The organism is Pseudomonas boreofloridensis (assembly GCF_030580795.1).
Lineage (GTDB): Bacteria > Pseudomonadota > Gammaproteobacteria > Pseudomonadales > Pseudomonadaceae > Aquipseudomonas > Aquipseudomonas boreofloridensis.
This window is the reverse complement of the sequence record NZ_JAUQOQ010000010.1, coordinates 50,831-76,231: the sequence shown is the minus strand read 5'-3', so window position 1 is coordinate 76,231 and position 25,401 is coordinate 50,831. Positions and strand designations below refer to the sequence as shown.

The window sequence follows — 25,401 nt, the reverse complement described above, 5'->3', positions numbered from 1 at the left end:
TTTCACTCACTACACGGATGCGAGCCCGTTTCACCTCACCCGCTTTTGAAAATATTTTTCGACGGCGCCCCGGGCCTGCTGCACTCAGCGAATGATCGTCACCCGGCCCAAGAAGGTCTGCGGCGTGAAACCCAGCACCTTGCCCAGCGACGCCAGGGCCTGCAACGGCTCCTGTACCGGGAAACTGCCGCTGACCGGGCGCTGCGCCAACGCGTCGTCGAGCAGCAGCAGGCGTCCTGGGTAATAGCGCTGCAGGTCGTCGACCACCTGCGCCAACGGCACTTGGTAGTAGTTCAGCCAGCCCTGACGCCACGCCAGCCGGCTGTCGCTGTCCACCGTCTGCATTTCTCCGGCGTGACCATCGGCATAACGCAGCTGCTGATTGGCGACCAGTTCGCGCGGTGTCGCGCCCGGCGCCGGCGTCACCGCCACGCGTCCGCTGCGCACGGTGACCTCGGCGCTGTCGCCGCGCTCGCGCACCTCGAACTGCGTGCCCAGCACCCGGACTTCGCCGCCAGCGGCCTGCACCAGGAATGGCGCGCCGGTGTGGGTCACCTCGAAGAACGCCGCACCGCGCAACAGGCGCACACGGCGCTGGCCGGCGGCGAAGTCCAGGGCGACGGCGCTGCCGGCATCCAAGGTCAGGCGCGAACCGTCGCTGAGCGTGACCTGCCGCACCTGCGCCGCGCTGCGGTAATCGGCGCGCAGATCCTGCAGCCAGAACTGCGGCTGCCAGCCGGCCAGGCTGCCCAGCGCCAGCACCAGGCAGGCCGCCGTCGCCAGCGCGGCTCCCCGCCAGCGCCGACGCGTCGATGACGGGCGCATGGCCTGGAGATACTGCTGCAGTTGCGCCTGCTCCTCTTCGGCCAGGCGCAGCGCCGGGCCCTCGCTCTGGTGCCACAGTGCCTGGGCCTCGGCGTAGGCGTCACGGTGCGCCGGGTGCGCCAGCAACCAGCGTTTGAACGCCGCGCCGTCGGCGGCGGCTGGCTGCTCGTTGATACGACTCAGCCAGCCCAGGGCCATGCGCGACTGCTCGGCGGTGATCGGCTCGGACGGACTCATCGGCGCTCGCTCCCTGGCCTGCGCGTTGCGGTGGCGGGCTCGGCGACACTCGCCTTGCACGCTTCTAGGGCGCGCATCATATGCTTTTCCACCGCACTCTGGGACAGCTGCATGGCCTTGGCGATCTCGCCGTACTTGCAGCCGTGAATACGGTTGAGCAGGAAAATCTGCCGGGTGCGCTCGGGCAGATCGCGCAGGGCCTGTTCGATTCGGCGCAGGTCGTGATCGACCTCCAGCGCCTGCTCGGGCGCCTGGGCCGACGGCTCTTCATCGTCCAGATAAAGCCCCTCGGCCACCCGCCCGCGACTGCCTTCGCTGCGCAAGTGGTCGATGGCCAGGTTACCCGCGCAGCGCAGCAGGTAGGTGTCCAACGCTTCGACCTTGACCGTAGGTCGGCGCCAGAAGCGCAGGAACAGTTCCTGGACCAGGTCCGAAGCCGTGGCGCGACAGCCCACGCGCCGACTGACCAAGGCCTCCATGCGTCCACGCTGGGCCAGGAACACCTGAACGAAGCGCGCCCGACCACCGGCCTCGTCGAGTTCCGGCTCGCTCACGCGGCGAACACCGCCAGCAGCGGCGCCAGCACCAGGCTGGCGCCCGCCAGGCCCAGCAGCACGCGCGGCAGGTAGGGCAGGCCGAACACCCACAGGGTCAGACCGGCCATGAGCAGCGCCGTCCACTCCACCAGCCCCAACGCCAGCCCGCGCACGTGCACGGCCAGCAGCAGCGCCAGCAGCAACAGCGTCGCGCCGCCCACGCGCAAGACCCGCAATTCCACTGCGCGTGGCTTGCGTGCGAGCAACTCGGTGAAGTGCTTGTCCATGGCCAGGCACAGGGCGACCAGCGCCGCGAAGTTGAACAGGGCAACGCTCAGCATCAGTTCGCTTCCAGAGTGGGACCGGCAGCCTTGTCACGGCCCGCGCGCTTGGCCACGGGCTTGGGCGCGCGCAACATCTTCGCCCCCGCCCAGGCCATGAACAGCCCAGTGCCCAGGGCGGTGAGGTCGAAGCCGGCCATGGCCCAATCGCCCACGGCGATCGAATGGTTCAGGCCCTGGCCGGTGGTGAGGCCGTTGAGCAGCGGCAGCAGGCCGAACGCCGCCGCGCCCAGGGCCAACTGCTCGCCCCAGGCACGCCGGCCGGGACGCAGCGTGGCATGCACCAGCGACAGTCCCCAAGCCACGAAGAAGGCCCTGATCTCCCACTCGGCGCGGCCTTCCAGCGCCACCGGCACCAGCCGATTGGCCCAGAAGAACGCGGCCACGCCGAGCAGCAGCCCGGCCATGCTGGCGATGTTAAGCACCTCGACCAGGCGCAGTTCGGGCGGCTGACGCTCGCGCTTGGCGTGTTTGAGCTGGCGCTTGCCCAGCCACATCACCAAGCCCGTGCCGATCACCGCCGTGCCGGCGACGCCGAACACGAAATACAGCCAGCGCAGCCAGGCGCCAGCGAAATTGCCCATGTGCAGACCGACGAAGGTGAAGGAAGTCATCATCGCCGCACTTTCCGCCGCGCCCTGCGACAGCAGCGCGCCGTCGGCGCCGTTGAAGGTCCAGTTGGCGCTGCGCCTGTAGGCGACGCTGTCGGCCGAGGCGCGGCTGAGGGTGACCCGCGCGCTGGCATCGCCCGGATTCTCCACACGAATCAGATTGATCTGTGCGCCCGGCGCTTGCTCCAGCACCTTGTGATACAGGGTCGAGAGCGGCACCTGCGGGGCAACGCCGACGCGTTCGATGCTTTCGTCGCGCCCGAACAAGTCGTTGAAGTAACTGTTGGTGTCGCCATAACTGGCGAGAATCCCGGCAGGCATCACCATGTACATGAAGATCACCAGGCTGCTGTAGCTGATCATCAGGTGAAACGGCAGCACCAGCACGCCGATGGCGTTGTGGCCGTCCAACCACGAGCGCTGGCCCTTGCCGGGTCGGAAGGTGAAGAATTCCTTGAAGATTTTCTTGTGGGTGATGATGCCGGTCACCAGCCCCAGCAGCATGATGAAGGCGCAGAACGTCGACAACCAACGGCCCCAGGGGTGTGGCATCTCCAACTGGAAATGGAAGCGATAGAAGAATTCGCCTCCCCGGCTGTCGCGACCTTCGACCGGCTGGCCGCTCGCAGCATCCAGTTCCTGGCCGTTGAAGCCGCGCCGCCCCGAATGCTCGGGCTCGCGATAGCCAACGCTCAAGGCCGCCTCGCGCTCGCTGGGCAGGCGAATGAACCAGGTGCTGGACTGGGCGGCATGGGCTTGCAGGTAGCGCTGGGCCAGATCGAGGCTCGCGGCCCGGTTCAACGGATGGCTCTGGATCTCCGGCTTGGTCCAGTGGGTGATCTCTTCCTTGAAGTACGACAGCGTGCCGGTGAGGAAGATGGCGAACAGCAGCCAACCGAAGATCAACCCGGTCCAGGTGTGCAACCAGGCCATGGCCTGACGGAAGCCTTCCTTCATGGCTGCTTCACCCACCAGGCCAAGACACCGACCGCGCCCAGCACCAATGCCGGCAGCAGCACGCCCAGCCAGGCGCGCAGCGCGCTACGGCAAGCGAAGCACCAGAGGAAGGCGAGCACGTAGAACACGAACGACAGCATCATCCCGGTCAGCGCCGCATCGACCTGGGCGCCGGGCATCAGCAGGCTGGTGCAGACACTCACCGCCGAAGCCAGCAGATAACCGCCGAACAAGGCGGCGAGACTGCGCGAGGTGACGGCCAGGCGATAGCGCAAAGGCAGGCCGGCGGCTTGGCTTTTCATGGTGCGGCGGTCCGAAGCGAAGATGAAGACGTGCAATAGTAATGATTTCAATTCTCATAAGCAAAGCTTCGAGACGGTCCGCCTTCAGAGACTCGCCCGTCGCAGCACGGGCGCGAATGCAACAGAACATTTATTTTCAGCCAGGGGTTGAAATCCCTTGGCGCTTGCCTGACTTTAGAGTCAAGAGGCGAAGCATTTCCAGGGGCCTCAAGGGCCTGAGCACGCCTCCACGCGAGCAAGCTGAATAAGGATTGAATCATGCAAATCCAGGTCAACAGCAGCAACCATATCGACAGCAGCAGCCGTCTGAACGAATGGGTCCGCAGCACGCTGGAAAGCACGCTGCAGCGCTACGAGGATGACCTCACCCGCATCGAGGTCCACTTGCGTGACGAGAACGGCGACAAGGCCGGTCCGCAAGACAAACGCTGCCAAATGGAGGCGCGGCCCAAAGGCCATCAACCGATTTCCGTCAGCCACACCGCCGATTCGCTGGACCATGCGATCGAAGGCGCGGCGAACAAGCTGAACAATGCCCTGGAACATCTGTTCGGCAAGCTGCGCAGCAAGCGCAGCGTGTTGCAGCCCGTCGAAGAAGAATGATGGTTCACTGAAAACGCCCGGTGCACTGCACCGGGCGTTTTCGTGTGCGGCCTTCAGAGCCTGCAGGGAGCCCTGACGCGGGTCACCTCAGCGACGACGCTGAACCATCTGCCCTGTCCTTCGGTCAATGCTTGCACACCTTTGCGAAGATGCAGGCCCATGACCAATCCCTTCGACCTGATCAGCGACGCCTTTGCCCCGCACTACCGGGTCAACCTCAGTATCGAACGCCTGGACGGCAGCATCATGCTGACCCTGTCCAAGGACACCGGCGTGGTCGCCAAACGCCTGATCAGCGCCGCGCAGCGCAACGACCCGGTGCGCCTGCGCCGTGTGGTCGACAGCATCCGCCTGGGACTGGCCATCGAGCAGGGCGAAGACGCGCTGGAACTGCTGGCCGCCATGACCGACCGCGGTGCCCATGAGCGGGTACTGCAGATGGCGGGCATCGCGCGCTAAGCGTCAGACCTTGCCGTCGTCCATGTCCTTGCCGCTGGCGTCGATCACCCGGGTCGACGGATAGCGGTACGAAGCGTAGCGCACCACCAGGATCGCGAACGCCAGCAGCAGAATCCCTCCGCAGACGTACAGCAGCCCCACGTCCGGCGCCTTGTGGTGCGACACATCGCCGATCAGCAGGCGGGTGAGCGCGGTAATCGCCACGTAAAGCAGGAAGCGGATGGGCATGTGGTTGGTCTTGAAATAGATCCCCACCATCGCCCCGAGCTCCAGGTAGATGAACAACAGCAGGATGTCATCGACGCTGATGCCGCCCTTGGACAGCATGTCGATGAAAGTCAGCACCGCAGCGTAGGCGGTGATCGCCCCGATGCCGAACAACGCCAGGTAGTGGAAGGACTCGACGCACAGGTTGCCCAGTGAGTCGGCGGAGCCGTGCAGGCCCTTGCGCAGCTTTTCAGCCCATTTGATGTTCACGATCGTTCGATTCCCCATGACGACAGGCAGCATGATGCGTCAGCCTTGTGACGCTTGTGGCATGCAGTTAAAGGGCCAGGCCCCGTGCTTGGAAGGCGGCCGAGTGCCGCACGACACCTGTGGTCATCAGTTGCCGACACTGCGCCCGCTAAAATCAAATGGCCACTCGCCAGGTCGATGGCGATAGACTAGGCTCGACACTGTATAAAAATACAGTTATCGTGCACCCCATATTTCCAACCCACATACGCAAAAGGCACAGAGGTGATGAATGGCCGTCGAAGTGGTGTACCGCAGCAGCCGCGACCCGGAGCGCTTGTTCATGGATAAAGCCGAAGCCGATCGTCATGACAAGATGCTCGAATTGGCCGAGCGCCTGGCCGAAGTCCTGCAAAAAGCCGTGCCGTCGCTGAACGAGCAGCAGGTGGAGGAAGCGGGTATCTACATGGCCAAGAACCGCGACGTGTTCGCCCGCGCGTTCAAGAGCCAGCCCGACGCATTGGCCGAGTTGCTCGAAGACACGCCTGCCGAAGCCGAATAGGCCGTAACGCTACCGGCGCCTCAGCCGTACAACAGCCGCTCGGCAAGCCAGTGCGCCACGCGCGCAGGCGAGCGTTTTTCGGCTTGGGCGTGGGCGAACACTTCGGTCAGCCGCTCGGGAATGCGGGCCAGATGCGCGGTGATGGTGCGTGGGTCGGCGCCACGGTGGGTCAGGGCCACGTGAATCAGGCCACCGGCGTTGATCACATACTCCGGCGCATAGAGAATCCCGCGCGTCTCCAGTCGGTCGGCCACCTGCAAGTCGGCCAGTTGCTGGTTGGCGGCACCGGCCACCGCTGCGCAGCGCAAGGTCATCACATTCTGTGCATTGAGCACCGGTCCGACACCACAGGGTGCGAACAGGTCGCAGGGCGTGCTGATCAGCGCGTCGTGCGCCACGGGATGCGCATCGAGCTGCTCCACCGCCAGCCTCACCCGCCCGGGGTCCAGGTCGCTGACCAGCAGTTCGGCGCCGGCCGCATGCAGTTGCTCGGCCAGTGCATAGCCCACGTTGCCCAGGCCCTGCACAGCAACCCGCAGCCCTTCGAAGTTGTCGCTGCCCAGGCGCGCCATGGCCGTGGCGCGAATCCCCGCGAACACCCCCAACGCTGCGTGCGGCGAAGGATCGCCACAGGCTGTCGTGCTGCTGACATGGGGCGTGGCTCGGGCGATGCAGTCCATGTCCTGGACGGACGTGCCACTGTCCACCGCCGTGATGAAACGCCCTTGCAGGGTGTCGACGAAGCGCCCGAATGCCTCGAACAACGCCGCCCGATTCTCGACATGGACATTGCGCAGGATCACCGCCTTGCCCCCGCCGAACGGCAACCCCGCCAGCGCCGCCTTGTAGCTCATCACCTGCGCCAGTTGCACCGCCTCGCTCAGTGCACGCTGCTCATCGGCGTAGGGCAGGTAGCGACAGCCGCCCAATGCCGGTCCCAGGTGCTGGCTGTGGATGGCCACCACGGCCTTCAGGCCCGTGTCCGGATCGGTCCAAAGGTGCAGGGACTGGGTGCGGGTGCTTTGCATGAGCGCGAACATCGACGGGCTCCCCTTCGCGGTGCTCATCCAGTATAGGCAGTTCGCCATCGCCCGGGCGTTGGCCAGACCACTGGACGAACGCGCCTACCGAGGCTACACCTCAAGTGTCCTGTCTCGAACATGTGCTGCTCAGGTTTGCCAGTGACCGCTTCCCCCAAGCCACTCGGCCCAACTGAAACCGCGGATTTTCGAGACAGGGCATTCGTGTGTGCGGAGAAGTCCCATGAACCCACGTCACGCCTGCCTGGCCTGCCTCGACCGCTCACCGGTCGCCCTGTTGGAAGCCACCTTGTGGATCGCCGCGGAGCACCACCGCGACGTGGATGTGCCTGCCTGCATCAGCCAATTCAACGGCCTGTATCAGGACATCAATGCCCGCCTGCCGATGCTGCCAGTGGTCGAGCTGGCGCAGCCGCTGTTGCGCCAACTCAGTGCCCTGGGTTTCCAGCAGGACGAGTTCCATCCGCTGCGGCCTCAGGCTGCGCTGATGGACAACGTGCTGCAGCGCCGACGCGGCCAGCCGTTGCTGCTGGCGATTCTTACGCTGGAGCTGGCACGACGCTTGTCGATTCCGCTGGAAGGAGTGAACTTCCCCGGCCACTTCCTGCTGCGGGTGCCGGGGGCGGATCATCTGCTCGACCCCTGCGGTGGCCGACGCCTGTACCCCAACGACTGCCGCGAACTGCTGGCCCGCCAGTACGGTCCGCAGACGACCCTGAGCGCCGAGCACCTGCGCGGCGCCACGCCAGCGCTGATGTTGCAGCGCCTGTCACGCAACCTGCGCCAGTTGCACATCAGCAACGACAAGCCCCTGGCCGCGCTGATCGATGCCGAGCGGGTGATGCAGTTGGGGCCGGTACAGGTCACCGACTACCTGACCCGCGCCGCGCTTTACCAGCAACTGGATTGTCCCCAGGCCGAGCGCTTCGACCTGGAGCACGCGCTGCTGTTGACCGATGATCCGATGCAGCGCCTGAAACTCAGCGATCGCCTCGGACAACTGCCCACGGCCACGCGCTCGATCCACTGATTCAAGGGGTATCGGCTTGATTCGCCGGATGCGCGGCGATGAATGCCGGATGCTGCCCAGCCAGTGTGGTGACGCGACGAATGCGCGCAAACGGCGCCAAGTCGACCTCGAATCGCTCAGCCGCGTACACCTGTGGCAGCAGGTACACATCCGCCAGCCCCGGCGCCGTGCCGAAGCAGAAGCCCTCATCGCCGATCAGCCGTTCCACCGCCGCCAACCCCTGGCTGATCCAGTGGCTGATCCACTGCTTGACCTGCACCTCGTCGTGGCCGAGCTGACGCAGGTGGTTGAGCACGCTGACGTTGTGCAGCGGATGTACGTCGCAGCCGATGAGCGCGGCCACCGCGCGTACCCTGGCGCGTGCCTCGGCGCCCTGGGGCAATAGCGGAGGGTCGGCAAAGCACTCTTCCAGGTACTCGATGATCGCCGACGACTGCACCAGCAGCGCGCCGCTGTCGCAGCACAGCGCCGGCACCCGGCCCTGCGGGTTGAGTGCCAGGTAGTCGGCGCCGCGCTGCTCGCCTTGTAGCAGATTGACCGGCAGCGCCTGATAGCCAAGGCCTTTGAGCGCCAGGGCGATGCGCACCCGATACGACGATGTGGAGCGGTAGTAGGTGAACAGTTGCATCGCCCTGCCCTCCTCAGTTGGCTGCGACGATCCTGCCGCGGCACTCCCCGAATCCGATGCTGGCAGCGCCTTCACGGCTGCAACGGGCACGCAGGATGATCTCGTCGCCGTCCTCGAGGAATGTGCGCACCTCGCCGCTGGCCAGTTGCACCGGCTGCTTGCCGCCCTCGGCGATCTCCAGCAGGCTGCCGAACGAGCCGGGCTCGGCGCCCGACAAGGTGCCGGAACCGAACAGGTCGCCCGGCTGCAACTGACAGCCATTGACACTATGGTGAGTGACCATCTGCGCCACGGTGAAGTACATGCTGCGGCTGTTGCTCAAGGTCAGGCGATGGGCCGACAGGCCTTCGTCGCGCATGCGCTCGGTGAGCAACAGCACTTCCAGCTCGATGTCCAGGGCACCTTGGGCCTGGTCGCGTTCGTCGTACAGGTACGGCAGCGGCTGCGGATCACCTTCCGGACGCGGTGCCTGGGCGCTGCGGAACGGCGCCAGGGCCTCGGCCGTCACTACCCAGGGCGACAGCGTGGTGATGAAACTCTTGGACAGAAACGGACCGAGCGGCTGGTACTCCCAGGCCTGGATGTCGCGCGCCGACCAGTCGTTGAGCAGGCAGTAGCCCGCCACGTGCTCGGCGGCATCGCCAATGGCGATGGCCTGGCCCATCTCGTTGCCCTGGCCGATCCAGATACCCAGTTCCAGCTCATAGTCCAGCCGTGCACAGGGACCGAAGGCCGGTTCGCTGTGCCCGGCCGGCAAGGTCTGACCCTTGGGACGGCGCACTGGAGTACCGGACGGGCGCAGGGTGGACGCACGGCCATGGTAGGCAATCGGCACATGCTTGTAGTTAGGCAGCAGCGGGTTGTCTGGGCGGAACAGCTTGCCGACGTTGCGGGCGTGCTCGATGCCCACGTAGAAATCGGTGTAGTCACCCACCTTGGCCGGCAGGTGCATCTGGCACGCGTGCGCCGCATGCAACGCGCTGGTCAGCGCCTGCTGATGCGCACTGTGTTCGCCCAGCAATGCCTGCAAACGCTCGCGCAAGGCCACGCGCGGCCCTCGACCGAGGGCGAAGAAGGCATTCAGCGCACCGCCTCGGGTGGCCTCGACGGCCGCCTTGGCCTCCCCCTCCAGAAGGTCCAGGGCCAGCACCGCCTCCAGATCGAGAATCGCATCACCGATGGCCACGCCGCAGCGTGGCGTCTGGCCCGCTGGGCTGAAAATGCCCAACGGCAGGTTCTGCAGGGGGAAATCGCGATGCCCGTTGGCGTGTTCGACCCAACTACGGGCCATGGCGGTTTGGTTCATCGGTCATCTCCGGTTCGGGTTGAAGGTGCTCGGCAGGCTCGCCCAGCAGCGGTCGTAGTCGGTTTGCAGCTGCGCGCTGTCGAGGGCCTGCTGGCTGGGTCGCAGCACCTGGCTGGTCTCGAACATGAAGGCCATGGTCTGTTCGATCTTGTGCGGCGCCAGTTGGGCAGCGATGGCCTTGTCACAGGTTTCGGCATCCGGACCGTGGGCGCTCATCACCCCGTGCAACGAAGCCCCGCCGGGCAGGAAGCCTTCGGCCTTGGCGTCGTAGGCGCCGTCGATCAGGCCCATGAACTCGTTCATCAGGTTGCGGTGGAACCACGGCGGGCGGAAGGTATTCTCGGCCACCATCCAGCGCGGCGGGAAAATCACGAAGTCCAGGTTGGCCAGGCCCTGCACGCTGCTGGGCGAGGTCAGCACGGTGAAGATCGACGGGTCCGGATGGTCGAAGCTGACGGTGCCCAGGGTGTTGAAACGCCTCAGGTCATACAGATACGGCACGTTGCTGCCGTGCCAGGCGACCACGTCCAGCGGCGAGTGCTGCAACTCGCACGCCCAGTGCTCGCCGAGGAATTTCTGCACCAGTTGCACCGGCGCCTGGCGGTCTTCGTAATGCGCCACCGGCGTGAGGAAATCACGCGGGTTGGCCAGACCGTTACTGCCGATCGGCCCCAGGTCGGGCAGGCGCAACGGCGCGCCATGGTTTTCGGCGATGTAGCCGCGGGCCTGGCCGTCGAGCAGTTCGACACGAAACTTCATGCCGCGCGGGATCACCGCGATCTGCTGCGGTTCGACCTGCAACACGCCCAGCTCGGTGGCGATGCGCAGTCGGCCCTGTTGCGGCACCAGCAGCAACTCGCCGTCGGCGTCGAAGAACACGCGGTCCATGCAGCGGTTGGCCGTATACAGGTAGATGCTCACGCCAGCTGGGCTGCTGGCCTCGGCATTGGCCACCATGGGTCGCCAGCCTTCGATGAAGTCGGTGGGCGCGTCGGGAATCGGCTGAGGATTCCAGCGCAGGCGATTGGGGTTGCCAGGTGCGAGCGGGCCAGCCAGGGGTTGGCGCTCAAGGCGCTCGAAGCGTGGGTGCAGCGCCGAAGGTCGGATGCGATACAGCCAGGTGCGACGCAGTTCGCTGCGCGGCATGGTGAACGCGGTGCCGGACAAGAGTTCGGCGTACAGGCCGTAGGGCGCTTTCTGCGGCGAGTTCTGTCCGACCGGCAGGGCACCGGGCAGCGCTTCACTGGCGAACTCGTTGCCGAAGCCGCTCAGGTAGGTGAGATCGGCAGAGGTGTCGCGGGTCATCAGGGCCTCCGGGCTCGGGGAGCCGTCGTTGGCGGGCGGTGTCGCTTCGGCTCGGCACAGCCCGAGCACTGTTGGCGCAACCCACACCCTGGAAAATTGTTTTTATCGTAATTCAATTACGAATAACGTAATTTGCCGCTACGCCCGCGTCAAGCTATAAAGGCGCCACGACGACTCCCGGACCCGCCCGACAATGGACAAAGACACGCCCGCTCCCGACAACCCCAAGCAGAAAGTGCGTTCGGCCGAAGTCGGCACCGACATCCTCAAGGCCCTGGCCGAGCTGTCGCCCTCCACTGCGCTGTCGCGCCTGGCCGAGCATGTGCAGATGCCGGCGAGCAAGGTCCACCGTTACCTCCAGGCGCTGATCGCCAGCGGCTTCGCCGAACAGGACCCGGTCACCAACCACTACGGCCTGGGCCGCGAAGCCCTGCGCGTGGGGCTGGCGGCGCTGGGCAGCATCGACGTGCTCAAGGTGGCCGCGCGGCCCTTGTCCGACCTGCGCGATGCACTGAACGAAAGCTGCTTCATCGCCGTGTGGGGCAACCAGGGCGCGACGGTGGTCAACATCGAGCCGGCGGTACGTGCGGTCACCGTGGTCACCCAGATCGGCTCGGTGCTGCCGCTGCTCAGTTCGTCCACCGGCCTGGTGTTCGCCGCGCACTTGCCGGAACGCGAGACCGTCGAGTTGCGCGACCGGGAGTTGGCCCTACTGGGGCAACGCGTCGAAGACTACGTCGAGCCGTTGGCGCAGATCCGTGAACGAGGCCTGCACCACGTCCACGGTTTGCTGATGCCGGGGGTCGATGCCCTGTCGGCCCCGGTGTTCAACGCCCTCGGCCAGATCGCCGCGGTGATGACCGTGGTCGGCCCCACCTCCATGTTCCATGCCGATGCCGCAGGGCCAGCCGCGGTGCAATTGCTCCAGGCTACTCAGGCAGTGAGTCGGCGCATGGGCTTCGAGCCTCGCTGACTCAAGCGTTCCAGGTCTTGAGCTCCACCAGCTTGAGCAATTCGTCGTCGAAGCCGTCGTACAGGGCGGGCAGCACTTCCGAGGCAGCATCCGCGCCGAAGTCGTCCGCCAATTGCACGATCCATTTGCCGTACGGCACCTTTTTCACCACGATGCTCGGCGCCTGCGGTTGCTGGCCCAACAGGCCGCGCAAGGACTGCGACACGCGGCCGAGCACCCGCCCCAAGGCGCCGCTGGAAGCGAACAGCCCCAGCGCGCCCACGCCCAGTCGGGTGTAGAACGCGGCACGGTCGCCATCTTTCCAGGCTTGCCCCGCACTGAAGAACGACCTCACCGCGCACCCGATGCCCACCAGCATGTTCGCTGGCGGAATAGGGATGGTCAGCAGCCCCGCCGCGACGATCACCCACTCGACCACCAGCGACGAGACCCGCTCCGCCACGCTGGTGCTATGGCGATCGGCATCGGCGATCAGACGCCGCACACGGGGCGCCAGATCGTCGGCCAGGTCGCGCAACGGCTCATCCCGGTAGGCCTGAATGGCGCGCATCACCACCTCGTGGCCCCCATCACCGTCGCGCATGAACCGTTGATGCAGGCTGCCGATCCTGGGCTGATTGCGCCAGGAGGCACGGGCGTAGAAATAATCGCCCAGCCGATCTTCGCGCCAGCGTTGGGCCAAGTGCGTTCGGGAACGATAGGCCGGACCCTGGGCGACGTCTGGCAGGTAGAGCGCTTCCCCGGCCTCGGGTTTGGAGGCGCGGTACAACCGGTAGGCGCCTTCGATCCGACAGCCGTCCAGCCTCAAGTCGACCACCGCGAAGTCGTCGGCGATCTGCGGCGTGGCCAGACTCTCGACGCCCTCGAGCAGCCAACCGGCGACCTGTTCCGGGATCTGCCCCTGCATCCGTTGACACAGCAGGTCGCGGCGCATCTTCAGCGACACCAGCAACCGGTGCAACTCACGCTGGCGCGTGTAGTCCGGCGCCGCAGGGTCGAGGTAGCGATCTTTGAGCAACTCGATGTAGCGCTCACCGAGCCTGGCGCTGCGAACATAACTGGCCAACACGACACGATCCAGATGCGAAACATCCTGGCCGAGCCGGGTGGTGGAATCGATCCGTGCAAACTGAGCGAAGTTGTAACTGGTGTCATGGCCTTTTATGACCAGTTCGGTGAGGCTCAGGCTTCGATCCTCGTCCAAATGCACGGTCACCTGGTCCGGATCGATGTGCCCTGCCCGATTGCCGGGCAAGCTATTGACGTACTGGCTCACCTCGTGCCGAGCATAGTCCTGAAAACTGACCAAGGGCGTCCCGAGGCGGTATACCGCCAACACCTGTTCCAGCTCTTGATCGGTATCGCCAAGCGCTCGGCGCAGCTCGACGCTCGCCTCGAGGTACCACGGTGGCGTTGACGCCAGCAGATCCTCGGGCATGGCCTGGCAGCGTCGCGCGCACACGGCGTGCAGCACCTGCGACCATGCCTGTGAATCGATCCAATGCACGTCGACGGTCTGCGGCGTCCACAGCGTCGGCTTGCGAACGACCTCGGCAAGCTGGCGCGACAGCGCCTCGCGGTCAGCCAGCGCCGATTGCTCCACCAGGTACTCCACCCCCGATGCCTGGGCCGTCCAGCCTCCCACGGCCAAGGACAGCGCGGTGAACGATGGGTAGACGAGAAAATCGCCATCGGGCGAACCCGGCGCGTAGAGCAGATGCGCGCTGCCATCGGTCAGGTACAGCAGGTGCTTGAGTGGGGACGTCGCCTGATCGATGCGCAACAGCCCGGCCTTGATGCCCCGCTGCGCCATCTGGTCGGCGATGGCGGCCTCGATCAGGTCGCAGGCGGGGGCAGCCGCACCTTGGAATCGCGCCGCGCAACTGGCCAGCGCCAGACGTGCAGCAATGGCCGCCTGCACGTCGAGCTGGGTCTGTTCGTGCTGATACAACTGCTTGATCGCCTCGATGTAACGCACGCGCAAATCGAGGGTGTCGATCATGCGCTGTATGCTGGCGGCGTCCAATGCCGGTGCCAACAGGGGATCGAGCACCTTGACCGCCAGACGCCCGCCCCGGTAGCCACCGCGCAACGCCCAGCGCAGCAGCGTCGTGCGGCCACTGTCGGCGACCGGGTCGGTCGTGGCGAACCGGCGTTCGATTTCGAGCTGAACCGTCGAGGGGTCCAGGGTCAGCTCCAGGTTCTTCTGCAGGTAATCGGACACGGCCTGCTGCGCGTAGGCATCGACACTGGCCAGCGTCCCCAGATGCGCGACGCACTGCTGCTCGGCCTGCAGCATCTGCTGTTCGAGCTGGACATAGCGCTCCAGGTCATCGCCGCGCAGGTTGCGCTGCCATTGCGGCAGCAGGCTGTGGCGATAGGCGGCCATCTGTGCGGCGGCATACTGCTGCGCCTGGGCGACGAACGCATCCAGGCGCGCGGCGGCATCCCACTGGGCGACCGTCTGGACGGTGTCGGCATGCCGTTGCAACGCCCTGCTCGACAGCATCGCCTGCACCTGACCCAGATCCTCCACCACCGTCTTGTACAGCGACCGCTCCAGCGGTTCGAATTCCAGGTCGCAATCCTGTGCGTCAAGCAGGTGTTGCCGATTGGCCTCGCTCAGCAGTTCGAACCAAACGCCGCCCTCCAACAACGCGGCCCGCAGGTGCCGGGCCACGCGCTTGGGCTGAGCGTCGAACCACACGCCGGTAGCCACGCAGTGCACCAGCAGATCGGTCGGCGCCACGTCGTCCTCCGGGTCATGGATACCGGCGTAGGTTCCTGGGAGTGCAATGCGCTGCTGGCCCACCACCAACCACACCCGTTGCAGTTCGCAGGCCTCCCCCCGCGTCAACAGCAACGCCCCGATAGCCTCCCTTTCGCTCTGGCGGGTGTGCACGAAGGCCAACTCTTCGAGATCGACCAGGCGCAGCAGCAGCGACGCCAATGAGGCCGTGTTCAGCTTGATCACCGAGTGGGTTGCCCACCACTGCGCCAGCGCGGCGCTGCGACCTGACCGCGCCGCGTCCAGGCCCTCGACTTCGTCAAGCGCGGGAGCAATCGTGTGCAAATGAGGGGCGGTGCGCAAACAGCGCTGCACCTGCGAGCAGCACCTGGCCAGCTCCAGCAGCAGGTCCTCACGCGGCGTCTGCGTATCGACCGCCGCCTGACCATCAGGCCCTTGGGGAAAAAGCTCGAAACCGAGTGAATCAATCATCGCCGACGCTCCGCTGTGGAAAGTCGCGATGGTGAGCACGGCGCCGTCAGGAGTCAGTCGGGAAGCGCTGCCGACTTTTACCCCAGAGGTAAAGGTGAATGTCGCAAGACGCTATTTTTCCCGATGGATCAGAGGCTTATCCTGCGCATCGTTGGGTCGCGCGAACGGCACCATCCCCCTCCGTCGTTCGCCTGTCCCAGGTTCACCGACGTTGATTTTGAAGCTCCTTGATCTGACGTCTCGATTGGCCGCTGCCCGTGCAGCGGCTTTTTTTCGTCTTCGCGGCGCTACTGATCGGCGGGATAGCGCTCAAGATTGGCCATCATCTGCTGCAACGCCTGCAAGCTGTCTTCAGGGTGCACGGCGCCGTCGAAATCGCCGATCTGCGCCCAATGCTCGGCCACCTGTTCCGGGGTGAAGCCAGCGTTCGGGTCGAAACCCACCCCCAGGCTACGCTCCCAGCGCACCTTGCCCACCCATCCACCGCCCACTTCGTACAACTGGCCGCTGTCCTGGCACTGTTCGCTGCCCAAATACACCACCAGCGGGCTGACCAGCTCGGGCCGCAGCCGCTCGAACACCTGCGGCGCAATCAGACCCTCGGTCATGCGCGTCCCCCCAGTAGGGGCTATGGCATTGACCAGAATGCCGTGCTTGCGGCCTTCCAGGGCCAGGGTGCGGGTCAGGCCGTACAGGCCGAGCTTGGCCATGGCGTAATTGGCCTGACCGAAGTTGCCGTAGATGCCAGAGGTAGACGCGGTGAAGATCACCCGACCCCAGTTCTGCCCGCGCAGGTGCGGCCAGGCGGCATGGGTCACTCGATAGGCACCTTCGACATGGACGCGGTACACCGGGTCCCAGTCGGCCGCGTCCATCTTGTGGAAGGTCTTGTCGCGCAGGATGCCGGCGTTGTTCACCAGCACGTCGAGGCGCCCGAAGCTGTCCAGGGCCTGCTCGACGATGCGCGCGCCGTCGGTCACCGAGTCGTGGTTGGCCACCGCCTGACCGCCCGCAGCGCGAATGTCCTCGACCACACGGTCGGCTGCCGAGGCGCTGGCGCCTTCGCCGTGGGTGGAGCCGCCCAGGTCGTTGACCACCACCCGTGCCCCGCGCGCAGCGAACAGCCGCGCGTGCGCCCGGCCCAGGCCGCCGCCGGCCCCCGTGACGATGACCACACGGTCTTGCAGGCTGATCGGCTCGCTCATGCTCATGGCTCCAGGCAGGACAGGAAAGCCTGGAGTGTCGGTCAGCACCGGGCGACGGACAATCAAGCGCACTCGCCCTGAATGACCGTCGATAACACCCAGCGATGATCGCCGCGCTCAGGACCAGGCCACCCGCTGCGGCAGCCACTTCAACGGCTGCTCGCGAAACGCCAGGTAATGACGCAGCACCTGCGCCGGCGCCTCGGTATGCGGGAAGTGGCCGATGCCCGGCAGCAACACGGCGTCGGCCTCGGGCAGCAATTGCCGGTAGCGCTCCACCACGCGCGCGCCGTGCAACGGATCGACCGCGCCCTGGATCAGCCGCAGCGGCACGCCTGGCGCTTGCAACGCGTCCACCCAGCGCTGCCGGTATCGATGACGCTCCGGCACCCAAGCCATCAGCTTGTGCAGAATGCGTGTGCCCCGGTTGGACAGCAGCAGGCTCCAGCAGTCGTCCAGCGCACTTTCGCTGGGGTGCGTGCACGGTCCGTACAACTGGCTGACCGTGTCGACCAGGTCGTCACGCCCGAACGAGCGCGCCACCAGCCAGCCCAGCGGACTGAGCAGCAGCTTGTGGATCAGCGGCGAAGGACACAGTTCAGGGAACAACGGGCTGTTGAGCAAGGCGCAACTGGCGATGTTCGCCCGGCCTTCGTGGTGACGCGCCAGCAGTTCCTGGGCGACGCTGCCGCCATAGTCGTGGGCCAGCAGGTGCACCGGCTGGACGATGCGCAGGTGCTCGAGCAGTGCCTGTTGCAGGTCGGCCTGCTCGATCAGGCTGTAGCGGTGATCGAGCGGCTTGGCCGAATCGCCGAAGCCCAGCATGTCGCACGCCACCACGCGAAAGCGCTGCGCCAAGGGTGCCCACAGGTAGTGCCAGTCCCAACTGGCGGTAGGAAATCCGTGCAGCAGCAGCAAGGGCGCGCCCTGCCCTGCTGTCCAATAACGAATGCTCTGGCCCCGAAAGATGAAACTGCGCCCACGGGTACGCCAGACGCACAATGGAATCTCGGCCAAAGGCATCGGAATAGTCCCGCTGGTCAGGTAATGACGGTGTCGATGAAGATGTACGACAAGGCTGCGTTCATTGCATTGCACCTCGGCACTTGCATGTGCTCTCTGTGTCGAGGCCAGTCTAGTCAGGCCCTCACGCGGCGAAACTTGCCTTGGCAGCCAGCTTGATGACCGTGCGGGACAGTCGCACGAACGGTCACAGCAGGTGCAACAGCAAGGGCGCGGCGAACAAGTTGAGCAGACCGGTGAGCACCATCACCAGCCCCGCCACCGAGCCCTCTTCGCCGCCCACCTCATGGGCGCGGCTGACCCCGGCGCCGTGGGCGCCAACGCCATAGAGGGCGCCTCGCGCCAAGGGCGTGCGCAGCGGCAGCACCTTGAGCAACACGCCGCCGAACAGCGCCCCCAGCACGCCGGTGAACAGCACGAACACAGCCGTCAGTTCCGGCACACCGCCCAGGTCGTGGGCCATCGGCATGGCGAAGGGCGTGGTGATCGAACGCGGCAGCAACGAACGACTGACCGCATCGTCCAGCGCCAGCAGGTGCGCCAGGCCCCAGGAACTGCCGATCGAGGCCAGGCTACCGGCGAGCATCCCCAGCAACAGCGCCGGCCAGTGCCGGGCCAGCATCGCCCGCTGCTGCCAGATCGGCACAGCGAAGGCCACCGTCACTGGGCCGAGCACGCCGACCAGCCACTGGGTGTCGCGCGCATAGTCGGCATACGCGGTGTGCAGCGGCACCGCCACCGCCAACAGCAGGACCGGCACCAGCACCAGCGGCGACAGCAGGTAGCGCCCGGTGCGCCCGTACAGCCAGCGGCTGAACAGGTAGGCCAGCAAGGTCAGCGCCAGCCAGAACAGCGACATCGGCTCAAGATTCATGGCGCAGGCTCCAGCGGCACACCACTTCCACCGTGGCAGCGGTGACCACCATCACCAGCAGGGTGCTCAAGGCGATCACCAGTAGAATCCGCCACCCCTCGCTGCGTACCAGACTGCCGTAATCGAGCAGGCTCATCAGCGCAGGGATGAAGAACAGCAGCATCTGCGCCATCAGCCAGCCGGCGCCACGCTGCAAGGTGCCGGGCTGCACGGCGCCGATGGCGAACAGCACCAGCAGCAGCGCCATGCCCATGACACCGGCCGGAATCGGCCAGCCGGACCAGGCTGCCAACCGGCCGCCGATCAGGTACAGCACGAACAGCACGGCGAGTTCGCCGAGCAGGCGCAACAACGGGGTGGAGCGGGAAAGATTCATAGTGGGGATCCTCGACATGCGCGCATTGTAGAAAGCCGCTGCCCAGGCCAGAAGCGAATTGTTAGACTGCCTACCATTCCAAAATGGAATTCAAAAGATGGACTTCAAACAGCTCCGCAGCTTCATCGAGGTGGTCAACCGAGGCGGCTTCACCCAGGCCGCGCTGACGCTGCATATCAGTCAGTCGGCGGTGAGCAAGCAGGTGGCACAGCTTGAGGCCGACCTCGGCCAGCCCCTGCTGGAACGCCAGGGCTCGCAACTTCACCTCACGGCCGCCGGGCGCATCGTGCTCGAGCGTGGCGAAGCCCTGTGGCGTGGGCGCCAGGCCTTACTCACCGAACTCGACGACCTCAGCCAACTGGCCCGCGGCGAACTGCGCCTGGGCTTGCCGGTGATCGGCGGGGAAGCGCTGTTCGCCAGCCTGTTCGCCGAGTACCGGCGGCGCTACCCGAACATCGGCGTGCAATTGATCGAAGGTGGCAGCCGTATCGTCGAACAGGCCGTGCGCAGTGGCGAACTGGAGTTGGGCGGCAGCGTCACGCCGAGCGACCCGGCATTCGCCCGCCAGCCGTTCTGCAACGAACCGCTTGACGCGCTACTGCCGGCCGGGCATGCCCTGGCCGGGCGCGATGGGGTAACGCTGAGCGAGCTGGCAGACACACCGTTCCTGCTCTACGACCGCAGCTTCATGCTCAATGACAAGCTGCTCAGCGCCTGCCAGCAGGCCGGTTTCACCCCCAAGGAAGGGGGGCGCAGCGGCCAGGCCGACTTCCTCGCCGCCTTGGTCGCCGCTGGCCAGGGCGTGGTACTGCTGCCCAGCGTGGTCGCCCGCCGCCTGCAGCGCGATGGCGTGGTACGCCTGCCGCTGCTGGCACCGGATCACCTGCGTTGGGACATCGCCTTCATCTGGCGCCAAGGCGCTTACCTGTCGCACGCCGCGCAGGCCTGGCTGGACCTGGTGCGCGAGCGTGGGCCGCTGGCGGACCGCTGAAGATCAACCTTTGAGCAACGCCGCCAGTTGCGCCAGCCACGGCTCGGCATCCGCTTCCGGGGTTACTGTCTCGCTGGCGTCCATGCGCAGCATGGGCTGCACTTCGTGCACGCCCAGTTCGGCGAACAGTTCGCGCATTTGCTCGCCGCCGCCGCAGTAGGTGTCGCCGTAGCTGGAGTCGCCCAGGGCGATGACCGCGCCCGGCAGCCCGCGCCATTCGCCGGGCAGCACATCGCGCAGGGTGGCATACAGCGGCATGAGGTTGTCTGGCAACTCACCCATGCCGGTGGTCGAGGTCACGGCCAGCAAGGCTTCGGGCGCGAAGCCGCGAAGGTCGTCGAGGCTGGCGCGGGCGGCATGCCAGGCCTCAAGACCGGCGGCCTTGAGCAGCGATTCAGCGTGGCGGGCAACTTCTTCGGCGGTGCCGTACACCGAGCCGGAAATAATGGCGACTTTCATCAACAGAGGATTCCGAAACCGAGTAAAAGCGTAGGATACTAGCACTCGACGCCGGGAAAATGCCTAATGCTGCCGGTCGTTCAGGCCGGGTAGGAGGGTCGAGCGCGATGACCGCCTGTCCAGCGGCCTGAACCTTTGCCTGCATTTTCAGTCCATGGCTGCGTAAAACTCCGTGAAAACGCCCGATTCGAGCCCGATCATGCCAGCAGACGCCCTCCTCACCCAGGATGAGCTGGATTTCATCCAGGACATGCAGCATGTGCCGCAGTTGAACCAGCCAGCGCCTAGCGCGAGCCTGCTGGTCAACGGCGACCCGCGCCTGCAGCAATTGCTCACTCGCCTGGTGGCCAGCGAGCAGGTCACGTTGCAGGCGCAGTTGGACAACCAGCAAATCAGCATTCCCCTGCAATTGGTCGAGGACGAATTCCACGCGGTGCACCTGCAACTGGGCTCCCCGGAAATCTACGAAGAAGGCCCCAGGCTGCGGCCCTGGCGCCTGTCGCTGGCCCCGCCCACGGCCCTGCTCGATGCACAGGGCAAGTCCAGCACGCTGTGGGTACGCGACATCTCGTTCAAAGGGGTGCTGCTGGAAGTGCGCGGCAAGCGCCCGCCACCGGCTCGCTTCGAGCTGTTCTTCGCCCCGTGCGGGCTGCAACCGATCGCCTTGATCGGCACGCTGCGCCGGTGCATCGACGCCGACCTGGCGGCCTACGACCTGGCCCACAGTGCGCCTGATGAAATCGACCGACTGCGCGAATACATCCTGCAGGCGCATCCCGAATTGAACGCCCGCACCTCGGCCTGACCGATCACCTCGACGGCTGTCATACTCCGCGCCCGATTCTTGCATACCAGCCTGCGTCGCCCACCACCCCGGGCACAGGCCAGGGGCCGGCTACCCGCCAGCCCCGTCGTCAGGAGATACACGATGTCTACCGCACCCGTCACCCTCATGGTGTCGCGCCGCGCCGCCGATGGCCGCTACCAGGACCTGCTGGCCTGGCTGCACGAAGGCGAGCAATTGGCCACCGACTTTCCCGGCTACCTCGGCTCCGGCATCCTCGCCCCACCCGCCGAGGACGACGCCTTCCAGATCATCTTTCGCTTCAGCGACGAGCCCACCCTGCACGCCTGGGAGCACTCGGCCTCGCGGCGAGCCTGGCTACAACGCGGCGACGGGCTGTTCGAGCGCCCCGAAGAGCGGCGCGTGAGCGGCATCGAGGGCTGGTTCGGCACCGAAACAGTGCGCACGCCGCCGCGCTGGAAGCAGGCCACGGCCATCTGGTTGGCATTCTTCCCAGTGTCGCTGCTGTTCAACCTGCTGTTCGGCCACTGGTTGGCGCCGCTGCCCTTGCTGCCGCGCGTGCTGGTCAGCACCTTGGCCCTGACGCCCTTGATGGTGTACCTGTTCATCCCCCTGTCCACTCGGCTGCTAGCCGCGTGGCTGCATGCGCCGCGCCGCACGCCGCAGGCACCGCGCGACGGCCTGCGCAGCCGCTGAGCGGGCGACTCGCAAGCCTGCACAGTTCGGGTATGCTGGGGCCCGAACGAACGGACGAACAGACTGCCCCGCACATGAACAGCCCAATCCTCATCACCGGAGCCAGCCAGCGCGTCGGGCTGGCCCTGGCGCTGGCGCTGGCCGAGGCCGGCCATCAGGTGGTCAGCGCCAGCCGCCGCCTGCAGCCACAGGCGGCTCACCCGAACATCCGGCAATTCCAGGCCGATCTCACCCGCGAAGCCGACCGCCTGGCGTTGATCGAGCACCTGCAGCAGCACTACGACGGCCTGCGCGCGATCATCCACAATGCGTCGCTGTGGCTGGACGACGACCTGCAGAGCCTGGACACCATGTTCCGACTGCACGTCGAAGCGCCCTACCACCTGAACCTGGCCCTTGGCGAGCACCTGGCCAAACTGGACAAGGCCGACATCATCCACATTTGCGACGAGACGTCTTCGCGCGGCAGCAAGAGCCACATCGGCTATGCCGCCACCAAGGCTGCGTTGCAGAACATGGTGCTGTCGTTCGCCGAAAAGTACGCGCCCAAGGTGCGCGTCAACGGTATCCTGCCCGGCCTGCTGATCCTCAAGGAGGGCGGCGACGAACAGTATCGCCAGCAGACCCTGAAAAAGGCCCTGCTGGAATTCGAACCCGGTGCCCAGCCGCTGATCGAGGCGGTGATGTTCCTGCTCGACAGCCAGTACAGCACCGGCAGCCAGGTGGTCATCAACGGTGGCCGCCATCTGAAGAACCGCATGACCTGAGGCAAGACCATGACCGAGCAACAGAAACTCGAACTCGAAGCCGCCGCCTTCCGGCGCCTGGTCGATCACCTGCAACAGCGCACCGACGTGCAGAACATCGACCTGATGAACCTCTCCGGCTTCTGCCGCAACTGCCTGTCCAAGTGGTACAAGGCTGCCGCCGACGAGCGCCAGGTCGAGCTGAGCCTGGACGACGCCCGCGAGGCGGTCTACGGCGTGCCCTACGCCGAGTGGAAAGCCCTCCACCAGAAAGAAGCCAGCGCCGAGCAGAAAGCGGCGTTCGAACAAGGAAAACCCCGTGACTGACCTGAACACCCTGCGTAGCCGTCTGGCCAGCGGCGAACATGCCTTCGCCGACACCCTGGCCTTCGTCGCCGCGAACTACCAGTACCAGCCCCAGGCCTTCGATAACGGCGGCGTGAAAAGTGCCGCTGGGCAGAATGAAGGCTCGTGCAAAACCCTCGGCCTGGCCCTGCTCGAAGGTCTGAGCGACCAGGAAGCGCTGCTGGCGTTCGGCGAGCACTACCGCAGCGTGCTGGCCACGCCCGAAGGCAGCGACCACGCCAACATTCGCGCACTGATGATCCACGGCCTGGCCGGGGTGACCTTCGAAGCGCCGCCGCTCACGCGCAACGCCTGAGGCGGCAAGCGCGGCGGCTGTCCCCTCAACCGGACGACAGCGGCCGCGTCACCCCGGGCGTGCGCAACGCCTCCAGGCGCGCCCCGCGATAGCGCGTCTGCCGGGAGAACTTCCAACGCCCGAACAGCCCGTAGATATGGGTCACCCGGCCCTGCTCGCGGTAGCCCATGCGCAGGTGCATCTTCATCGCCGGCACATTGTGCGTCTCCACCACATCCACCAGTTTGCGGTAGCCCCTGTCGTGCATGAGCTGCCACATATCGGCTTGGGCGGTCACCGACAGCTCGCTGCCGAAGTAGCGCCGGGTCATCTCGCCGCCGAATTGGAAGTACTCGCCCGGCTCGATGGCGAAGGTACAGCCGTAGTAATGGCGGTCGTGGTAGTCGCCGGTACTGGCCCAGATGAACGCGACCGCCTGCCCTTGCTCGTCCACGTACATCAGACCCGTATGCCCTTCCCGGGCCAGCTCGGCCATGGTCTGCACGCGATCGGCGAAGTTGCCGGCGAATGCCTCGACGTTGTCCGGTGTGATTTCCAGTCGGGTGACCGGGGGATGGGCGCGTAGCCGGTGTTCGGGCGCCGGCGTGGTCAGGTCACGTTCGGTCCAGAGCAATTCCCAGTGAAAGAAGACGTAGCGCTCGAAGAGAGTCTTGCACACACGCTTGAAGCCTTTCTGACGGATGCGCTGTTGTAGTTTTTCTAATACGCCCATGCATGCTCCTGTGGCCCGCGCAAAATGAGCGGCCAGTAGCTGCTGTATAGAACAGGGAGGTCAAGGGAAGCGGCAGGGATTGCCAAGGAAGTTGTTACAAGGTATTTCAAAAATAAGGGCCACCGCACCGCCATCATGTGACGGCGCGGCGGTGGTCTGGCTTACAGCTCGACGCAGTCGAAACGCACGTCGGTGGCCACGTCCTGGTCGTAGTCGACATCGGCGCGCTCGAAGCCGAACAAGTTGAGGAACTGCTTCTTGTAACCGGCGTAGTCGGTCAGCTCGAACAGGTTCTCGGTGGTCACCTGTGGCCACATGGCCTTGCAGGCGTCCTGCACGTCATCGCGCAGTTCCCAGTCGTCCAGACGCAGGCGCGCCTTTTCGTCGACTTCGGCCGGGGCGCCATCGGCGCGGTACAGGCGATCGCGGAACATGCGGTCGAGCTGGTCCTGGGTGCCTTCGTGGACGCCCTTCTCCTGCATGATCTTGAACACCATCGACAGGTACAGCGGCATCACCGGAATGGCCGAGCTGGCTTGGGTGACCACCGACTTGAGCACAGCCACGTTGGCCCCGCCCTTCACGTCGGCGGCCAGCTTCTTGTCCAGGCGCAGTGCGGTCTCGTCCAGGTCCTGCTTGGCCTGGCCCAGGGCGCCATGCCAGTAGATCGGCCAGGTGATCTCGGTGCCGATGTAGCTGAAGGCCACGGTGCGCGCGCCTTCAGCCAGCACGTCGGCGCCGCTCAGGGCGTCGATCCACAGCTGCCAGTCCTGGCCACCCATGACGGTGACGGTGTCGGCGATTTCCTGCTCGGTGGCCGGCTCGATGCTGGCCTCGATAATGCTGTCCTTGTTGGTGTCGATGGCGGTCGACTTGTACGGCTGGCCAATCGGCTTGAGCGCCGAGCGCACCAGTTCGCCGGTCTGCGGCAGTTTGCGCACAGGCGAGGCCAGGGAGTAGATGACCAGGTCGACCTTGCCGCCCATCTCGTTCTTGATCAGCTCGATGACCTTGGCCCGCGCCTCGTCGGAGAACGCGTCACCGTTGATCGACTTGCTGTACAAGCCGTCGGCCTTGGCGAATTTATCGAACGCGGCGGCGTTGTACCAGCCAGCGGTCCCGGCCTTGGTCTCGGTGCCTGGTTTTTCGAAGAACACGCCCAGGGTGTCGGCCTTGAAGCCGAAGGCTGCGGTGATGCGCGCGGCCAGGCCATAGCCACTGGAGGCGCCGATCACCAGGACTTTCTTCGGACCATCCTCGCGCACGCCCAGTTTGCGGGTGGCTTCGATCTGGTCACGGACGTTGAGCTCGCAGCCCTTGGGGTGAGTCGTGGTGCAGATGAAACCGCGTACCTTGGGATGAATGATGGCCAATGTCTGTACCTCGTCAGGTTTATGCTGGGGAAGCGCCGTCGAGGGCGATTCCGTTCGATCAGGGGGTGAGACTACCCCCACAGGTCATC

At 65.6% G+C, this 25,401-nt stretch carries 29 protein-coding genes; 11 read left to right on the top strand and 18 right to left on the bottom strand.

Annotation, left to right across the window (positions count from 1 at the left end):
* Positions 1–84: 84 nt before the first annotated feature.
* The 5 genes from Q6A47_RS13910 to Q6A47_RS13890 are packed head-to-tail and all read right to left on the bottom strand — an operon-like array spanning position 85 to position 3,809.
* Positions 85–1,062, bottom strand: coding sequence for a FecR family protein (locus Q6A47_RS13910; protein WP_304484587.1), 978 nt, complete (start codon positions 1,060–1,062; stop codon positions 85–87).
* Positions 1,059–1,616: an RNA polymerase sigma factor gene (locus tag Q6A47_RS13905; protein WP_029615014.1), complete on the bottom strand. Its 558-nt coding sequence runs from the start codon at positions 1,614–1,616 to the stop codon at positions 1,059–1,061. The genes Q6A47_RS13910 and Q6A47_RS13905 overlap by 4 nt, the downstream gene beginning before the upstream one ends.
* The gene (locus tag Q6A47_RS13900) at positions 1,613–1,939 is read right to left on the bottom strand and encodes a DUF3325 domain-containing protein (RefSeq protein WP_295487375.1); all 327 of its coding nucleotides are present in this window, start codon (positions 1,937–1,939) and stop codon (positions 1,613–1,615) included. The genes Q6A47_RS13905 and Q6A47_RS13900 overlap by 4 nt, the downstream gene beginning before the upstream one ends.
* Positions 1,939–3,507: a PepSY-associated TM helix domain-containing protein gene (locus Q6A47_RS13895; protein ID WP_304484586.1), complete on the bottom strand. Its 1,569-nt coding sequence runs from the start codon at positions 3,505–3,507 to the stop codon at positions 1,939–1,941. Before Q6A47_RS13895 ends, Q6A47_RS13900 begins: the two co-directional genes overlap by 1 nt.
* Positions 3,504–3,809: a DUF3649 domain-containing protein gene (locus tag Q6A47_RS13890; RefSeq protein WP_295487369.1), complete on the bottom strand. Its 306-nt coding sequence runs from the start codon at positions 3,807–3,809 to the stop codon at positions 3,504–3,506. Before Q6A47_RS13890 ends, Q6A47_RS13895 begins: the two co-directional genes overlap by 4 nt.
* 258 nt (positions 3,810–4,067) lie before the next feature.
* Here Q6A47_RS13890 and Q6A47_RS13885 point away from each other — a divergent pair, with 258 nt between their 5' ends.
* Together Q6A47_RS13885 and Q6A47_RS13880 are read left to right on the top strand one after the other, a co-directional pair.
* Positions 4,068–4,412: an HPF/RaiA family ribosome-associated protein gene (locus Q6A47_RS13885; RefSeq protein WP_029615012.1), complete on the top strand. Its 345-nt coding sequence runs from the start codon at positions 4,068–4,070 to the stop codon at positions 4,410–4,412.
* Between the two features lie 159 nt (positions 4,413–4,571).
* Positions 4,572–4,871, top strand: coding sequence for a DUF3509 domain-containing protein (locus tag Q6A47_RS13880; RefSeq protein ID WP_039580015.1), 300 nt, complete (start codon positions 4,572–4,574; stop codon positions 4,869–4,871).
* A gap of 3 nt (positions 4,872–4,874) precedes the next feature.
* Here Q6A47_RS13880 and Q6A47_RS13875 read toward each other — a convergent pair whose 3' ends face one another.
* Positions 4,875–5,348 carry a phosphate-starvation-inducible protein PsiE gene (locus Q6A47_RS13875; RefSeq protein WP_037028783.1) on the bottom strand — a complete coding sequence of 158 codons (474 nt, stop codon included), beginning with the start codon at positions 5,346–5,348 and terminating at the stop codon, positions 4,875–4,877.
* A gap of 271 nt (positions 5,349–5,619) precedes the next feature.
* Here Q6A47_RS13875 and Q6A47_RS13870 point away from each other — a divergent pair, with 271 nt between their 5' ends.
* Positions 5,620–5,889 (top strand): YebG family protein, encoded by a 270-nt coding sequence (locus Q6A47_RS13870; protein ID WP_029615010.1) that lies wholly within the window; start codon positions 5,620–5,622, stop codon positions 5,887–5,889.
* Between the two features lie 20 nt (positions 5,890–5,909).
* Here the strand turns inward: Q6A47_RS13870 and Q6A47_RS13865 are convergent, their stop codons facing one another.
* Positions 5,910–6,929, bottom strand: coding sequence for a Leu/Phe/Val dehydrogenase (locus Q6A47_RS13865; protein ID WP_295487360.1), 1,020 nt, complete (start codon positions 6,927–6,929; stop codon positions 5,910–5,912).
* A 223-nt stretch (positions 6,930–7,152) separates the two neighbouring features.
* Between Q6A47_RS13865 and Q6A47_RS13860 the strand changes: the two genes are divergently transcribed.
* Positions 7,153–7,959 carry a SirB1 family protein gene (locus Q6A47_RS13860; protein WP_029614663.1) on the top strand — a complete coding sequence of 269 codons (807 nt, stop codon included), beginning with the start codon at positions 7,153–7,155 and terminating at the stop codon, positions 7,957–7,959.
* Position 7,960: 1 nt separating this feature from the next.
* Here the strand turns inward: Q6A47_RS13860 and maiA are convergent, their stop codons facing one another.
* Genes maiA through hmgA form a run of 3 tightly spaced genes read right to left on the bottom strand, consistent with a single transcriptional unit; the run spans position 7,961 to position 11,198 of the window.
* The gene (maiA, locus tag Q6A47_RS13855) at positions 7,961–8,587 is read right to left on the bottom strand and encodes a maleylacetoacetate isomerase (RefSeq protein ID WP_304484585.1); all 627 of its coding nucleotides are present in this window, start codon (positions 8,585–8,587) and stop codon (positions 7,961–7,963) included.
* 13 nt (positions 8,588–8,600) lie between these two features.
* Positions 8,601–9,893, bottom strand: coding sequence for a fumarylacetoacetase (gene fahA / locus Q6A47_RS13850; protein ID WP_304484584.1), 1,293 nt, complete (start codon positions 9,891–9,893; stop codon positions 8,601–8,603).
* A 3-nt stretch (positions 9,894–9,896) separates the two neighbouring features.
* Positions 9,897–11,198: a homogentisate 1,2-dioxygenase gene (hmgA, locus tag Q6A47_RS13845; RefSeq protein WP_304484583.1), complete on the bottom strand. Its 1,302-nt coding sequence runs from the start codon at positions 11,196–11,198 to the stop codon at positions 9,897–9,899.
* 193 nt (positions 11,199–11,391) lie between these two features.
* Between hmgA and Q6A47_RS13840 the strand changes: the two genes are divergently transcribed.
* Complete coding sequence (locus Q6A47_RS13840; protein WP_304484582.1) at positions 11,392–12,171, top strand: IclR family transcriptional regulator; 780 nt, start codon at positions 11,392–11,394, stop codon at positions 12,169–12,171.
* Position 12,172: 1 nt separating this feature from the next.
* Here the strand turns inward: Q6A47_RS13840 and Q6A47_RS13835 are convergent, their stop codons facing one another.
* The 5 genes from Q6A47_RS13835 to Q6A47_RS13815 all read right to left on the bottom strand — a co-directional run bounded on the left by Q6A47_RS13835 (position 12,173) and on the right by Q6A47_RS13815 (position 18,869).
* Positions 12,173–15,391, bottom strand: a complete 3,219-nt coding sequence (locus tag Q6A47_RS13835; RefSeq protein WP_304484581.1) for a DUF6543 domain-containing protein — start codon at positions 15,389–15,391, stop codon at positions 12,173–12,175.
* Between the two features lie 287 nt (positions 15,392–15,678).
* Positions 15,679–16,596, bottom strand: a complete 918-nt coding sequence (locus tag Q6A47_RS13830) for an SDR family oxidoreductase (protein ID WP_039580036.1) — start codon at positions 16,594–16,596, stop codon at positions 15,679–15,681.
* 117 nt (positions 16,597–16,713) lie between these two features.
* The gene (locus Q6A47_RS13825; protein WP_039580039.1) at positions 16,714–17,619 is read right to left on the bottom strand and encodes an alpha/beta fold hydrolase; all 906 of its coding nucleotides are present in this window, start codon (positions 17,617–17,619) and stop codon (positions 16,714–16,716) included.
* Between the two features lie 187 nt (positions 17,620–17,806).
* Positions 17,807–18,493: an LrgB family protein gene (locus tag Q6A47_RS13820; protein ID WP_039580041.1), complete on the bottom strand. Its 687-nt coding sequence runs from the start codon at positions 18,491–18,493 to the stop codon at positions 17,807–17,809.
* Complete coding sequence (locus tag Q6A47_RS13815) at positions 18,483–18,869, bottom strand: CidA/LrgA family protein (protein WP_304484580.1); 387 nt, start codon at positions 18,867–18,869, stop codon at positions 18,483–18,485. The genes Q6A47_RS13820 and Q6A47_RS13815 overlap by 11 nt, the downstream gene beginning before the upstream one ends.
* A 97-nt stretch (positions 18,870–18,966) precedes the next feature.
* Between Q6A47_RS13815 and Q6A47_RS13810 the strand changes: the two genes are divergently transcribed.
* A complete protein-coding gene (locus Q6A47_RS13810) occupies positions 18,967–19,860 on the top strand; it encodes a LysR family transcriptional regulator (RefSeq protein ID WP_039580045.1) in 894 nt (297 codons plus the stop codon).
* 3 nt (positions 19,861–19,863) lie between these two features.
* On the opposite strand, the gene Q6A47_RS13805 is transcribed toward Q6A47_RS13810, so the two are convergent.
* On the bottom strand, positions 19,864–20,319 hold the full coding sequence (locus Q6A47_RS13805; protein ID WP_304484579.1) for a flavodoxin: 456 nt from the start codon (positions 20,317–20,319) through the stop codon (positions 19,864–19,866).
* A gap of 199 nt (positions 20,320–20,518) precedes the next feature.
* On the opposite strand from Q6A47_RS13805, the gene Q6A47_RS13800 reads away from it, so the two are divergent.
* The 5 genes from Q6A47_RS13800 (at position 20,519) to Q6A47_RS13780 (ending at position 23,227) form a co-directional block, all read left to right on the top strand.
* Positions 20,519–21,124: a hypothetical protein gene (locus Q6A47_RS13800; protein ID WP_029615005.1), complete on the top strand. Its 606-nt coding sequence runs from the start codon at positions 20,519–20,521 to the stop codon at positions 21,122–21,124.
* A gap of 123 nt (positions 21,125–21,247) precedes the next feature.
* Positions 21,248–21,820: a putative antibiotic biosynthesis monooxygenase gene (locus Q6A47_RS13795; protein WP_304484578.1), complete on the top strand. Its 573-nt coding sequence runs from the start codon at positions 21,248–21,250 to the stop codon at positions 21,818–21,820.
* 74 nt (positions 21,821–21,894) lie between these two features.
* A complete protein-coding gene (folM, locus tag Q6A47_RS13790) occupies positions 21,895–22,587 on the top strand; it encodes a dihydromonapterin reductase (protein WP_039580055.1) in 693 nt (230 codons plus the stop codon).
* A gap of 9 nt (positions 22,588–22,596) precedes the next feature.
* Positions 22,597–22,893 (top strand): DUF1244 domain-containing protein, encoded by a 297-nt coding sequence (locus tag Q6A47_RS13785; RefSeq protein WP_304484577.1) that lies wholly within the window; start codon positions 22,597–22,599, stop codon positions 22,891–22,893.
* A complete protein-coding gene (locus Q6A47_RS13780; protein ID WP_029615007.1) occupies positions 22,886–23,227 on the top strand; it encodes a HopJ type III effector protein in 342 nt (113 codons plus the stop codon). The genes Q6A47_RS13785 and Q6A47_RS13780 overlap by 8 nt, the downstream gene beginning before the upstream one ends.
* Positions 23,228–23,252: 25 nt before the next feature.
* On the opposite strand, the gene Q6A47_RS13775 is transcribed toward Q6A47_RS13780, so the two are convergent.
* Positions 23,253–23,939 carry a GNAT family N-acetyltransferase gene (locus tag Q6A47_RS13775; protein ID WP_039580063.1) on the bottom strand — a complete coding sequence of 229 codons (687 nt, stop codon included), beginning with the start codon at positions 23,937–23,939 and terminating at the stop codon, positions 23,253–23,255.
* A gap of 161 nt (positions 23,940–24,100) precedes the next feature.
* Positions 24,101–25,312, bottom strand: a complete 1,212-nt coding sequence (gene fabV, locus Q6A47_RS13770) for an enoyl-ACP reductase FabV (protein ID WP_029614389.1) — start codon at positions 25,310–25,312, stop codon at positions 24,101–24,103.
* Positions 25,313–25,401 lie beyond the last annotated feature (89 nt).

Coding starts and splice junctions, on each gene's coding strand:
- Q6A47_RS13805 (WP_304484579.1), bottom strand. CDS start 20,319: ATGAAAGTCGCCATTATTTCCGGCTCGGTGTACGGCACCGCCGAAGAA.
- Q6A47_RS13870 (WP_029615010.1), top strand. CDS start 5,620: ATGGCCGTCGAAGTGGTGTACCGCAGCAGCCGCGACCCGGAGCGCTTG.
- Q6A47_RS13860 (WP_029614663.1), top strand. CDS start 7,153: ATGAACCCACGTCACGCCTGCCTGGCCTGCCTCGACCGCTCACCGGTC.
- Q6A47_RS13880 (WP_039580015.1), top strand. CDS start 4,572: ATGACCAATCCCTTCGACCTGATCAGCGACGCCTTTGCCCCGCACTAC.
- Q6A47_RS13865 (WP_295487360.1), bottom strand. CDS start 6,929: ATGTTCGCGCTCATGCAAAGCACCCGCACCCAGTCCCTGCACCTTTGG.
- Q6A47_RS13810 (WP_039580045.1), top strand. CDS start 18,967: ATGGACTTCAAACAGCTCCGCAGCTTCATCGAGGTGGTCAACCGAGGC.
- Q6A47_RS13775 (WP_039580063.1), bottom strand. CDS start 23,939: ATGGGCGTATTAGAAAAACTACAACAGCGCATCCGTCAGAAAGGCTTC.
- Q6A47_RS13910 (WP_304484587.1), bottom strand. CDS start 1,062: ATGAGTCCGTCCGAGCCGATCACCGCCGAGCAGTCGCGCATGGCCCTG.
- Q6A47_RS13830 (WP_039580036.1), bottom strand. CDS start 16,596: ATGAGCGAGCCGATCAGCCTGCAAGACCGTGTGGTCATCGTCACGGGG.
- Q6A47_RS13835 (WP_304484581.1), bottom strand. CDS start 15,391: ATGATTGATTCACTCGGTTTCGAGCTTTTTCCCCAAGGGCCTGATGGT.
- Q6A47_RS13895 (WP_304484586.1), bottom strand. CDS start 3,507: ATGAAGGAAGGCTTCCGTCAGGCCATGGCCTGGTTGCACACCTGGACC.
- Q6A47_RS13800 (WP_029615005.1), top strand. CDS start 20,519: ATGCCAGCAGACGCCCTCCTCACCCAGGATGAGCTGGATTTCATCCAG.
- maiA (WP_304484585.1), bottom strand. CDS start 8,587: ATGCAACTGTTCACCTACTACCGCTCCACATCGTCGTATCGGGTGCGC.
- folM (WP_039580055.1), top strand. CDS start 21,895: ATGAACAGCCCAATCCTCATCACCGGAGCCAGCCAGCGCGTCGGGCTG.
- Q6A47_RS13820 (WP_039580041.1), bottom strand. CDS start 18,493: ATGAATCTTGAGCCGATGTCGCTGTTCTGGCTGGCGCTGACCTTGCTG.
- Q6A47_RS13785 (WP_304484577.1), top strand. CDS start 22,597: ATGACCGAGCAACAGAAACTCGAACTCGAAGCCGCCGCCTTCCGGCGC.
- Q6A47_RS13825 (WP_039580039.1), bottom strand. CDS start 17,619: ATGCCTTTGGCCGAGATTCCATTGTGCGTCTGGCGTACCCGTGGGCGC.
- Q6A47_RS13890 (WP_295487369.1), bottom strand. CDS start 3,809: ATGAAAAGCCAAGCCGCCGGCCTGCCTTTGCGCTATCGCCTGGCCGTC.
- Q6A47_RS13900 (WP_295487375.1), bottom strand. CDS start 1,939: ATGCTGAGCGTTGCCCTGTTCAACTTCGCGGCGCTGGTCGCCCTGTGC.
- Q6A47_RS13885 (WP_029615012.1), top strand. CDS start 4,068: ATGCAAATCCAGGTCAACAGCAGCAACCATATCGACAGCAGCAGCCGT.
- Q6A47_RS13840 (WP_304484582.1), top strand. CDS start 11,392: ATGGACAAAGACACGCCCGCTCCCGACAACCCCAAGCAGAAAGTGCGT.
- fahA (WP_304484584.1), bottom strand. CDS start 9,893: ATGAACCAAACCGCCATGGCCCGTAGTTGGGTCGAACACGCCAACGGG.
- Q6A47_RS13815 (WP_304484580.1), bottom strand. CDS start 18,869: ATGAATCTTTCCCGCTCCACCCCGTTGTTGCGCCTGCTCGGCGAACTC.
- hmgA (WP_304484583.1), bottom strand. CDS start 11,198: ATGACCCGCGACACCTCTGCCGATCTCACCTACCTGAGCGGCTTCGGC.
- Q6A47_RS13795 (WP_304484578.1), top strand. CDS start 21,248: ATGTCTACCGCACCCGTCACCCTCATGGTGTCGCGCCGCGCCGCCGAT.